Below are 12,390 nucleotides of genomic sequence, written 5' to 3' on the forward strand. Positions count from 1 at the left end.
CGTAAAAAAGAATGTGGGCAGGGAGGGATTCGCACCCCCGTAGACTCACGTCGGCAGATTTACAGTCTGCTGCCATTGACTGCTCGGCCACCTACCCATATTAATTTGAAAACGTAAAAGCATAATAACATATTATAAATAAAATGTCAATACATAACTTAATTTTTTTAAAACTTATTTTATATCTTTTTATTTAATAATGATGTATAATAATAGGATAAGTTTATAATTTTTAGGTGATAAAAAATGAAAAAAAATATAGTTATTGTATTTGTATTTGCTATCTTAATTCTATCATGCAAAGGCGGAAAATATAAGCTGGAAAATAAATCAGCAAAAAATAATACTTTTGAAACCGCACAGTATATAAATAAAGATGGTATAATAGGACAGACAGAAGGAACTAATACAGATTATTACTATTTTACCATTGATGATAAAGCTCAGATAATAGATTTTTATATTTCTAATTCAACATACACCCCTCTTACAATGACTTTATATGATTCTCAAACTAATATAATAAAAATTATAGATGAACCGGAAATTATTGCTGATACTAATAATATTCAGGATTATACAAATGAAACAGAAGAAAAAATAAACCCTGATGATGTTAACGATATAAGCGATTTAACTAAAGATGATAATGAAAATATAAATACTATACATTCTACCCAAATAATGAAAGGCATATACTTTGAAAATACTAATAATAGTGAAAATAAATACTATATTTCAATATCTATAAAAGAAAATGTTAAAGAAAATATTGATTATATATTGATACTTCAAAAAAGATATTATAAAGAAAGCGATGAAAAAGAACCTAATGATAAAATATCATCTTCTCAAATTATAGATGTTAATAGTGAAAACAGATTATATACTATAGATGGATATTATAGCCAAACATATAACCCTTCATTAACAAGCGGTGATTTAAAAAATATGGAAATAGATTCATATAAAATAACAAACAGTTCTTTTAATACATATTCTATATCCATAGAGCTTTCCGGAGTGCCGTCAGTAGATGCAAGCATAAGACTATATGATCAAAAAGGAAATTGGATAACTATAAAAGATATTAATAATACAGGAGACGGAGAAACTGTAGATAAGCTTATATTATATCCTTATATGTCATATTATTTCATATTAACTTCAAGCAATGCTGTTGTTAATATACCATATAGAGTAAGCATTATAGCAAAACCTTATGATAAATACACAGAACATGAACCTAATAATAAACCATCTGAATCACAAACTATAGAATTTAATCAGACATATAAAGGTGCAATAGATTATTCTTATGATAAGGATTATTATAATTTCAATATACCTATAAAATCAAGCGTTAAATTATCATACTTTTTAATAGATTCTCAAGCTGTTAATATAAGCATTTCAAATGAAATGTTAGGAAAGATTATAACTATGCCTCAAACAGATGATGAACAGATTATAAGTTTAGATCAGGGAAGATATTATCTTATATTTGAAAGAGATTTAACTAAGGAAAAATGGCAGAAAGGAATATCTAAGGCTAGAAATTACGAATTTAATATGAGTATATCTAATGAAATAAGCGGTGATTATAATTACGGATATTATAATGATTCTAATACTTATGAAATGGATTATTATAATTACAGCAATAATTATTTGAATACAGAAAATAATAATACTCAGGAAGAAGGATTTGAGGAAAATCTCGAAAGCAACTTCAACAGCACCAATAATGTTATTATAATAAGACCGGAAGATTATAATTCTGAATACTACTATTATAATAATGATAATGAAAATAATTACAGCAATAATCAGGAAAATATATACAGATTTGATGAAAATAATGGAAATAATGAAGAAAATAACAATGAATATTATTATTATAATGAATAAAACTATTGATAAAGAAAATATTCTATAATATACTACTTTATGTAAATATATTTGGTTTTATATAATTATGAAGAAGTTTTTTAACAAATTGTTTAATAAAAAAGAAAAAAATATTTCTGAGCCTATATCAGATAATACACAAAATAATAAAGAAGCAAATAAAAAAAGAAAATTTAAAAAAAGATATATACCTTTAATAATTCTTTTTGTTTTAATTGTAGGTGTTATAGGAGCAAGAATATATTTTAACAATGAAAGGGTAAAAAACCTTATTCAAGATGTAGTATACTCTTCTATGAATAGAAAATTAGAAATAGAGGACTTTAGTTACGGCTTACTATTTCCTAAAGTAGAAATGAGTAATGTAATACTTTATAATTCTTCAAATTTTAACAATGAAGAGAATATAAAAATAGATAATTTCAGATTAAGATTTTCATTATTTTCTTTATTCTTTTTAAAATTACATGTACAAGAACTGTCAATTGATAATCTATATGTATACATGTTTACAGATGAAAGCGGCAACTGGAATCTTCCGGATTTGCCTCCATCAGAACCAAAAATAGAAGATACAAATAAAAAACCATTTGATATAAAAAAGCTAGATTTTCTTAAACTAAAAGCAGATATAGAAAATATAAGAATAAATAATTTAGCATTCAAAGCTGACAGCAAATCATTTTTAACTAATGTTCCTAATAACGGACTTATAGCAAGTTTGAGTAATTATAATCTTCATTTGGATTTGCACAGTAAAAGATTTTCTCTTTCAAAAGTAATGGGAGTAAGAGCCCCTGAGGTTTTGAAAGATATTTATTTGAAAAGTTTTATAAGCAATAGCTTAGCTTACAATTACAGAAGTATTTTATTCAATGATAACCCATTATTCAATTTAGATGTATCGTATCCTAAAAAAGAAGAAGGATACGATAAAAATGAAATAATTGTAACATTTGATTTTGAAATAGATGAGCCTTATTTCAGCTATAATGGAAAAAAGAGAGATGATATGCAAGTGGCAGCACATCTGCTTGCAAGATATAACGTAAAAACACAAAGCTTGTCTATAGAAAATATGTCTTCAGAACTCTTAAATGATGAGATTTTAAAAGTTATTGCATCTGCCAACAATATATTCAGCGAAAATATAGGTGTTAATTTGGATACTTTATATGCAAGACTTGATTTAAATAAAATAAATACTTTAATACCTATGTTTGTACCTACTTTAGGGCTAAATGTAAGCGGTATGGTAAATGTTGATGCCGATAAAACAAGCGGCAACATTAACAATTTAACCAATACTATTAATATAGCTTTAGATAAAATAAATGTATCTATGGGAAATATTGTAGCCGTAAATAATTTGAACTCAAAAACTAAAGTCGGATTTGCTTTTAATCCTAATAATATGTCCAGAGAAGATATAAAACTAGAACATAAAACTACTATTGACAGAATAACTGCTTTGAAAAAGTACAGATTCACTAATACAGATGTAGCTTTCAGAGCTTTATCATCTTTAACTGGTGCTTTAGCAGTAGCTCCAGCCATAACTGATCCTAACAAAAAAAGCGATACTGTACTTTATATAGATAATGTATCAACAAAATATATTAATTCTGATATAATTGTTAATGGCGCTGTGAAATTTGATGATCCTACAGATGTAAATATAAAAGTAAAATCTTTGCCTATTGCTAATTTCTCAGGAGGATTAGCAAGAGGTTCGCTTAACTTGGATGTTAATGTTTTCGGCGAAATGATAAATGATATAAAAACAACAGTTAATGGTGTTATAAATAATTTTTCTTACAATTTATTAGGAGAGGTTTCATCAACAGCTACAGCAAAAGTAAATGTACTTGCTAATGCTAATTTGTTATCTCAGGAAATAAATATTTCTGAACTAAATTTAGATTTAAACAATTTCTTAAATTTCAGATCTAATCTTGATTTGGAAGGAATGGGATTAAAAGGCGGTTTTGTAAATATATCTACTTTAAGAATAGCTCCTTATGCCATGAAGAATTGGCTTTCTCCAAAATTTGCAGAGGCTTTGGAAAGTCTGCCTTTTGAAGATGATGTAAAAATGACGAGTGCTTTAGGATACAGTTTAGATTTAGAAAATACATTTGCAACTGTAACTAATTTCAGTACATTCTATGTAACAGAAAAGCAATATAAACTACAGGATGTTACTATGAAAGTTGATGCTGATGTTAATTTCGGAGAAAATCTTTACGCTAATATAAGAGAATTTAACTTACAAAGTCCTGCTAATAAATTAAAAGTATATGTTGATGGATATTTCACTCCTGAAATAAAAAATGCTGATTTAAACTATGATGTAGGTTTGGATACAGAGAATTTATATCTTCCATTTGGTATAGAAATAGGAGGATTATTCAATGTAAATGGAAATCTAAAAAACAATATCGCTGACGGAATATTCAAAACAGATGATTTTTTTGCTAATATGGATTCACCTGACAAAATGTCCATAGTATTAAAAGGTCTTACTTCTAATATAGATTACCGTTTTGATTTAACCCCTACAAAAAATGAAACAGTTTCAACTGCTGCTAGATATACGCCTCTTATAAGTCAGGTGCCAAATATGTATTTTGAACAGCTTAGAGTATACTTAAAAATACCTCCATTTGTTGATGACAGTATAAGAATAATGGATTTTTATTCTTCTGTAAAAATACAGGGACACGGAGTTACTATACAGGATTTAAAATCATCTCTCTATATAGGAGGAGAAAAATTTGATGATGATTTATTCCTAGCATCTATATCAAATAATACTGCTCCTAGAAGAGGTGCTATACATTTACCTTGGGTTAATGTTGATTTAGGAAGCTTTAATACAAGTACTATAAAATACGATATGAGAGTTTTAGCTAGTGATATTAACTTTAAATATCTATTAAGCCCGGAAAATAGAGAAAAAATTAATGATGAAAAATTATTAGTTAATCTTACTGCTGATATTGCAGGTGTTGGAGTTAGTCCTTTAAATAATATAAGACCTTCTACTTTCTTCGTTGGTATAAGTAAAATGTCAACAGAATTTTCTAAGTTCTTAATAGAAATGATAAGACCTATTAACCCAGGTATATCAACTGTAGAAAACATAGTTCAATTCGGATATGATCCTAATTCTGTGGAATTTAGTATATCCGCTAATAAAGTATATACTACTTTCTACTTTAGAGATCAAAACTTAGACAAACCAAGTCAGCAGAAACAGCAGTTAATAGCATTTGAAGGTGATAAATTCGGACTTGAACCTATGCCTTTTTCTGATGTAATATCATATTTGGAAGGTAATTGATAATATATAATATTAGGAGAATAACTTAAATGAAAATTTATAATATAATATTTATTTCTATTTTTGTAATATTATTTACAGGCTGCTCTAAACTGATACTTGTGCAGGAACCAGAAATGCGTGTTTTAGGGGGTAAAACTTTAATAGAGGCACAGGTTTTGGGAAGATACAGACAGATAGATGAAAGTGCTTATCAAATTTCAACATTGTCAAGCGAGCAGGATTTAAATCTTATTATGGTTAGTACAAATGTATCAGATGAATTAGCACAAGAGTATAGACAGGCATTAATAAGAAGCATGTTCAATCAAGATGAAATAAATTTGTATAAAACTAATTATTATATAGGCGAAAATAACAGCGGTTATTTATCATATATAGCTTTTGATGTATCAAAACCTAAAACAGAATATAGTGATGAAAGGGTTAAATATATAAAAGGAATAATAGAAAAAGAAAACACAGATAGAAGAAAAATAGCAGAATATTTAATACTTTCAGATCCTAAACTTACTATGGCAAATATTAAAGAAGTAGAAAGTGCTTTGTATAGAAGAAATGTTCAAAGATTAATTGAAAATAGCTATTATCAATTACCGGATAATAGTTGGTTAGTTTATACTAATGCTACCAACAACTAATAAATAATAAAAAAAGAAAATATAAAATTTATTTTTATATTTTCTTTATCAATATTTCTAAGCTATTCTTAATTAATTCACTTTTCCATATTATTTGATATATTCACAAGTATTGTTTTTATATTTTTATATAGTTTAGCATCATCTTGATATTTCAAGAACTCTATTCTCTTCTGATCTATTTCTTTTAAATTCATCATATAGTTATTAAAATATTCATCTATAAATTTATTATATTTAGATATTACATTTTCTTCTTCATAAGCTTTTATAACCTTTTTAGATAAAGTCTTTTTCCAATTACCTGAAAATGACATAAATCCGGAAAGTATGAAAACTATGCTAGGCAGAAAATATAAAGATGCCCCTATAATATTTGCTTGTTTTATTCCGCTTGATTTTAATAAATCAAAAGAAGGAACAATGCCAATTGCAGCCGCTGCTAAACATATTTTACTAGAATTTTTTGAAATTACAGATTTGTTTGTATCTTTATTAGCAAAATCATCTTCTACTATAGCTAAAGTATTATATAATTTAGTATCTAATTCTAAATTAATGCTATTACATAATACTTTTATATCATCTTTTTTTCTATATACATTATGTTCATCAATAGCTTTAATAATATTATCTATATTCAAAGTATTTTTATATATATCATTGAAGATTTCTTTTGCACTATTTTTTAATTTTTGTATATTAGTTTCTATTTTGTCATTATCTTGGAATTCATTTTTATCATTGATAATTTCAATATAGAAATTAATATTAGTTAATAGTCTATGATAATATGTATATTTAAGACTTTCAACAAATTTGCTTTTTATTTCTTTCACAAAATTCGTATTATTAATAGAAAATGGGAAAAATCTAGTTCTTAGATATTCATAATCTATTTTGTTTATATTGTCGCTTGATGATATAAAGTTTTTGAGTATTTCAAATTTCTTATTTATAACTCCATCAAGTTCATTTTCATCAAAAATATTTGCTTTTGAAAATATGACAAATATATTTGAAAAATCGTCTACAAAATTAATAAGTCCATTTATATTTGTAACATCTTCTTGTGAAAAAGCATTTATATCACAAAGATAAATAAACATATTTTTATTACTATACTTCTTTGTATCAAGAACATTATCTTTATATTCTATAATTCTAAACAGCTTAGAATCATCTTGAAGATAATATTCTTCACTATCCGTATCTTCAGAATATGGATTAGTATCTATATTCTTATCAAAAATAGCGTTTATAAAAGATGTTTTTCCAGAACTATATCTTCCATAAACTATTATATCAAGAGTATCATTTACTTGACTGTAAATATCAGACATAAGTTCATTAATCTTATCGCTATTTTTCTTATCTACAGAATTAATCTCTTCTGATATTTTATCGAGTATCTTTTGTACATCAATAAAATTATCATATAAATCCAAACTTTCATTTTCAAATGAATTTTTTCTATATTTTGTTAATTCATCAATGCTAAGACCTGTATTTTCTGCGAGTTTATCCAACAAATCAAGGGTTATATTATTAGCATTTCTCTCAAGTCTGGAAATATAATCCTGACGCACTCCCAACATTTTGGCAAACTGACTTTGAGTCAATTTTAATATTTTTTCTCTAATATCTTTTAAATTAAAATCAATCATATTTCTTTTTGTTCATAAATTTTTTTTTGTTTTCTTATATATTATATAATAATAGAAAAATTTTTTCAAGATTTTTTATGTAATACATGTAGCATTATTTATTTATTATTTATCTTTAAAATGAATATAGCATTTTTAATTGAATTTTTAAGTTTAAATATTCTAAAATATATAATTGTTTAAATTGATATTATTTACTTGTGTATGGAATTAATTTATTATCATATTATACATATAAATATTTTTTATAATATTTTTATATACTAATTATTCCTTATTTTTAATAATATATATTTGAAGATAAATAACAGCTTGAATTTATAATAAAAAAATTTTTATTATAAATCAAATAATTTTAACATAATATTATTTGATTTATAATAATATTTTTGTATAATATTCTTTATTTTTAAGGAAATTAATTAATGAGTGATAACAATTTTTTATCAAAAGAATTTATATATAAAAGAGATCCTTCTATTATAAACTCTATAGTAGATTTTATAAAAAATAATATAGAAGATAAAGTAGAAATTGGATATAGTGCTTCAAATAAAAAAGTAAATGCAAAATCTCTTTTAAAAGTAATGGCTTTGCTGTCCAAAAACAATAGTAATATTACTATATACTGTTATGGAGATAATAAAGAACATAATTTAAATATTATAGAAAATTTTTTGTATGAAAACAAATTTTCTTCTTTAGATGAAGAAATTATAAAACATCAAAAAATATATGATTATGATAAAGAACTTGAAAAAGAAATATTATCCTTAACTCCAGATAGTAAAAAAGTAAATATACAAAATAAAATAAAGCTATTAAAAATAAAAAGAGAAGTAAAGCATACTGAATATACAGATAGTAAAAATATCATATATATAAAAAATGATGAAAAGAAAGAAATATTTGATTTTATTGATAGTGATATTCTACCTATAATAAATAAAATAGCCTCATTCTATGAAATAACTATTCATGATAATTATATAGAAAAACTAAAAAATGACATGATAAACATTTTAAAATTAGAATATATTAAATATTTTTATAAAGATATATTTTTTAATAGTATACAAAAATACTTTATTAATAAATTTGATAAAGCTTATATAAAAAAGATAATGGATGAAGAATATATAAAATATACTGAATATGATATTGAATGCATAAATAAAATCATAAAAGACTCAATTAAAACATTTGAGTATATATTAAAAAATAAAAGAGAAATATCATTTAATATTCCTGATATATATTTAAAAAATTTAAACTATTCAAATATAAAAAGCAATATAATAAGCATAGTTACTAATTTGTTTATAATATATGAAATAGAATACAAACTAATCAATGAAGACTTAATATCATTTGCCTCAAAAATAACTCAATTTATAGGAGAAAATCTTTTATCCGGAATGGGGAGCAGCGGCAATATACTAATAGAAAATATAGTAAATTATTTCCAAAAACAATTTGAATATGCCTATATATCTTCCATAATAGGAGAAGATTCTTCAGTTATAGAGTATGATTTCAATTATATAAAAAGATTCATATAATTAAAAAAATAAATATGTTTATACACATAAAATATTGATTTAATGCAATATATATATTATATTTATAATAAGAGTGTTTTGTAATATAAAATATAAGGGTAAATTTATGGAAGAGTTTATATCTAAAGAATTTGAATGCCGAAACCGTTATGCTTCTGATAATAAAATAATTAATTCTATCGTTGATTTTTTAAGAACCATAGAAGATAAAATAGAAATAGAAAATAAAAACGGAAAAAGAGTTAATGCTAAATCTTTTGTAAAAATGATGGGGCTTGATATAGAATATGGATATAAATTCACATTATATGTATATGGAAACGATAGAGAAAATAATTTAAAAAGAATAGAAGAATTATTAGAAAAAAAAGAATTTTACAGCTTAGAAAAAATTGAAAAATTAGAAAAAGAAGAAGAATCAAAAGAAAATAAATTATTAGAAGAAGAAATACTGCATTTTACTGCGGAAGATAAAAAAGAAATTATAAAAAATGATATAGAAAATAAAGTAAAACTATTAAAAGAAAAAAGAGACTCAATTCATTTAGAACCTTTAAATTTAGATAATAATATTATTTATATAAAAAATAATGATAAAACAGCAATTATAGATGTTATTAATAATAATATATACAATTCAATAAAAAAACTTTCTTCACATTATGAAATTCCAATAAATGAAACAGATTTAAAAAATTTTTTATCTAAATTAGTAAATATAATAGAAGAAAAAGAAATGAAATACTTTTATATTTATTTATTTTCAAGCAATGTAAAAAAATATTTTTATAATCAATTCGATACCATTTTCATAAAAAAACTTGCAGAGGCAGAATGTTTGCCTAATACAGATTACAATATTGAAATTAATAATAATTTTGTAGAGGAATCTATAAAAAGTTTAGACTATGTTCTTGAAGATAAAAGAAAGTCAGCAGATTATTCTATAGACATTTATATGATTGCCAATACTTCTAATCTTACTATGGATATTTTTAGAATTATTAATATTGTCCAAAATATAGGAAAAATTTATGAAATCAAATCAAGCATTACTGATAATATTATTGAAAAAATAAGATTAAGCTATGAAGATAGAAAGAAAAACAATATTGATAATCCTTTTCATAATGAAGAATATTTAGATAATATAAAAGAGTTTAAAGATTATTTCCAAAAAGAGTTTGAGGAGCTTTATGTATCTAATGTACTTGAGAATAACGATAAAAAATTAAATATTGATTATAAGTATGTAAATAGACTCATAAGGAGGTTATAAATGAAAATTGCTGTTATTGGTGATTTACATGGAAAAAACTGCTGGAAAAAATTGCTTGAAGGTAAATTTGATAGTTTTGATAAGATTGTATTTATGGGTGATTATAGTGATGACAGCTGGGTTACTTTCAGTGATGATGAAATAATAGATAATTTAAATGAAGTAATAGAATTCAAGAAAAATCATAATAATAATGTTGAGCTATTAGTAGGAAACCATGATTTTCAATATATAGTAGGCTACCCTACTGCAAGCAGATACAGAAAAAGTTATGCCAAAGAAATGCATAAGATATTTAATGATAATGCAGATATATTTAAAATTATACATATAGAAAATGATCATATATTTACACATGCAGGCATAACAAACGGATGGATTGATTATATAAAAAGCAAATATAAAATAAAAGATATAAATATTAATAATGTTTATGATGTTGTAAATATAGTTTATAAAAATGATAAAGACGACTGCAATATTGCTTCATTCAGACGAGGCGGTATAAATGAATTTGCAGGCATATTATGGTCAGACACTCAAGATTTGCTTGATGATGCTTGGAATGGTTATAATCAGGTTGTAGGGCATAATAGAATAAAACCAGGAAGTGCTATAAAAAAAGATAATTATATTATTTATATGAGCGACCATTTTGATACAGATCAAAATAAATTATTAGTTTTAGATATATAATTTTTAAGGAGTTTATATGTTTCCAGATAAATCACCTTTTCACTATAAATGCAGAAACTGCGGATATTTTTTTACTTCTGATAAAAACCTGCATGCTCCTTCTGGTCTCTCATCCGTTTCATTAGATTTTGACAATAAAATTGAAACAGATGAAAATGGTAATGAAATATATAAAATTGAATCAAATAAAAATAATAAAAAAGAATCATTTTTTGATAAAATATTTAAAAAATTATCATACCCTAAATGTCCGAAATGCAATGAACATGCTGTTGTAAGCGTTGATTATATGGTTCATAAATAATTGACTTTTATTATTATTTGTAATATCATTAAATATCTTTATTAAGAATGATTTTTTTATGAAAAATATATTTATTTTTATACTTTCTATTATTATAATTGCAGTATTCTCATTTACTTTTATTAAAGTTAAAAATAATTATAATATTAGTTTTGAATATACTGACAATAAAAATACTTCTAACAACAATATAAATATAACAAAAAAACAGCTCGCAGAAAATGATGTATTCCACTTAGCAGATGTAAATTCTCCTAATATAGTAGAACCTGTATTAAATAATATAAATAAATCAATAGAAATTAGCAACTGGATTAGTATTATAATAGATGACAGCGGCAATACATTGGATTATATTGATAGATTTTTTAATTTGGCTAATCAATATGATATAACATTTGCTGTTTTGCCGGATTCATCTCACAGTATGGATTTTTCACATTATGCCTATAGCAACAATGTAAATGTGATGCTTCATATACCAATGGAAGGAAGCGACTATTTTGGAGAACAAACATTAATAAGAGTAGATATGAATAAAGATGAAATATTCAAATTACTTGACTATTCATATTCAAGAGTACCTTATGCCAATGGAATGAATAATCATACAGGTTCCGTTGCAAGCAAAAACAAAGATGTAGTTTCATATATGCTTGAATATGCTATGGCTAATAATAAATATTTTGTTGATTCTTATACAGTTGCTGGAAGTCTTATATACGATATGGCTGTTGAATATGGTGTAAAAACAGCAAAAAGATCTGTATTTCTTGATAATGAAAGAGATTACGATTCTATAGTTAAGCAATGGAGAGAATTGATAAGATTATCAAAAGAACATGGCGGAGCAATTGGTATAGGACATTATCAAAGTATAGAAACATTAAATATGCTTGAAAACAACTTGCCTATGCTTGAAGAAGAAGGTATAGTAAGCATAAATATAAATGAAATATTAAATTAAAGTTTAGAGGGATTATT

At 24.2% G+C, this 12,390-nt stretch carries 9 protein-coding genes and 1 tRNA gene; 8 read left to right on the forward strand and 2 right to left on the reverse strand.

All coding sequences use genetic code 11. The features are described 5' to 3' along the window. Positions 1-14: 14 nt before the first annotated feature. Positions 15-97: transfer RNA gene (locus Q0J90_RS08810), tRNA-Tyr, on the reverse strand. 149 nt (positions 98-246) lie between these two features. On the opposite strand from Q0J90_RS08810, the gene Q0J90_RS08815 reads away from it, so the two are divergent. From Q0J90_RS08815 to Q0J90_RS08825, 3 genes are all read left to right on the forward strand, one after another. Continuing rightward, positions 247-1,911, forward strand: a complete 1,665-nt coding sequence (locus Q0J90_RS08815) for a peptidase (RefSeq protein ID WP_297277551.1) — start codon at positions 247-249, stop codon at positions 1,909-1,911. 67 nt (positions 1,912-1,978) lie between these two features. Continuing rightward, positions 1,979-5,257: an AsmA family protein gene (locus tag Q0J90_RS08820; protein WP_297277552.1), complete on the forward strand. Its 3,279-nt coding sequence runs from the start codon at positions 1,979-1,981 to the stop codon at positions 5,255-5,257. 29 nt (positions 5,258-5,286) lie between these two features. After that, a complete protein-coding gene (locus Q0J90_RS08825; RefSeq protein WP_297277553.1) occupies positions 5,287-5,898 on the forward strand; it encodes a DUF1318 domain-containing protein in 612 nt (203 codons plus the stop codon). Between the two features lie 77 nt (positions 5,899-5,975). Here the strand turns inward: Q0J90_RS08825 and Q0J90_RS08830 are convergent, their stop codons facing one another. After that, positions 5,976-7,565 (reverse strand): helix-turn-helix domain-containing protein, encoded by a 1,590-nt coding sequence (locus tag Q0J90_RS08830; RefSeq protein ID WP_297277554.1) that lies wholly within the window; start codon positions 7,563-7,565, stop codon positions 5,976-5,978. A 425-nt stretch (positions 7,566-7,990) separates the two neighbouring features. Here Q0J90_RS08830 and Q0J90_RS08835 point away from each other — a divergent pair, with 425 nt between their 5' ends. The 5 genes from Q0J90_RS08835 (at position 7,991) to Q0J90_RS08855 (ending at position 12,373) form a co-directional block, all read left to right on the forward strand. Continuing rightward, a complete protein-coding gene (locus tag Q0J90_RS08835; protein ID WP_297277555.1) occupies positions 7,991-9,127 on the forward strand; it encodes an HPr family phosphocarrier protein in 1,137 nt (378 codons plus the stop codon). Between the two features lie 106 nt (positions 9,128-9,233). Beyond that, the gene (locus Q0J90_RS08840; RefSeq protein ID WP_297277556.1) at positions 9,234-10,406 is read left to right on the forward strand and encodes an HPr family phosphocarrier protein; all 1,173 of its coding nucleotides are present in this window, start codon (positions 9,234-9,236) and stop codon (positions 10,404-10,406) included. Continuing rightward, positions 10,407-11,102, forward strand: coding sequence for a metallophosphoesterase (locus Q0J90_RS08845; RefSeq protein ID WP_297277557.1), 696 nt, complete (start codon positions 10,407-10,409; stop codon positions 11,100-11,102). A 16-nt stretch (positions 11,103-11,118) separates the two neighbouring features. Continuing rightward, on the forward strand, positions 11,119-11,406 hold the full coding sequence (locus Q0J90_RS08850) for a hypothetical protein (protein WP_297277558.1): 288 nt from the start codon (positions 11,119-11,121) through the stop codon (positions 11,404-11,406). Between the two features lie 58 nt (positions 11,407-11,464). After that, complete coding sequence (locus Q0J90_RS08855; protein ID WP_297277559.1) at positions 11,465-12,373, forward strand: divergent polysaccharide deacetylase family protein; 909 nt, start codon at positions 11,465-11,467, stop codon at positions 12,371-12,373. Positions 12,374-12,390: the final 17 nt, after the last annotated feature.

This window comes from uncultured Brachyspira sp. (genome assembly GCF_944390595.1).
GTDB lineage: Bacteria > Spirochaetota > Brachyspiria > Brachyspirales > Brachyspiraceae > Brachyspira.

Bases quoted from the DNA above. Each gene is read 5' to 3' on its own strand.
- Q0J90_RS08815 (WP_297277551.1), top strand. From the start codon at position 247: ATGAAAAAAAATATAGTTATTGTATTTGTATTTGCTATCTTAATTCTA.
- Q0J90_RS08820 (WP_297277552.1), top strand. From the start codon at position 1,979: ATGAAGAAGTTTTTTAACAAATTGTTTAATAAAAAAGAAAAAAATATT.
- Q0J90_RS08825 (WP_297277553.1), top strand. From the start codon at position 5,287: ATGAAAATTTATAATATAATATTTATTTCTATTTTTGTAATATTATTT.
- Q0J90_RS08830 (WP_297277554.1), bottom strand. From the start codon at position 7,565: ATGATTGATTTTAATTTAAAAGATATTAGAGAAAAAATATTAAAATTG.
- Q0J90_RS08835 (WP_297277555.1), top strand. From the start codon at position 7,991: ATGAGTGATAACAATTTTTTATCAAAAGAATTTATATATAAAAGAGAT.
- Q0J90_RS08840 (WP_297277556.1), top strand. From the start codon at position 9,234: ATGGAAGAGTTTATATCTAAAGAATTTGAATGCCGAAACCGTTATGCT.
- Q0J90_RS08845 (WP_297277557.1), top strand. From the start codon at position 10,407: ATGAAAATTGCTGTTATTGGTGATTTACATGGAAAAAACTGCTGGAAA.
- Q0J90_RS08850 (WP_297277558.1), top strand. From the start codon at position 11,119: ATGTTTCCAGATAAATCACCTTTTCACTATAAATGCAGAAACTGCGGA.
- Q0J90_RS08855 (WP_297277559.1), top strand. From the start codon at position 11,465: ATGAAAAATATATTTATTTTTATACTTTCTATTATTATAATTGCAGTA.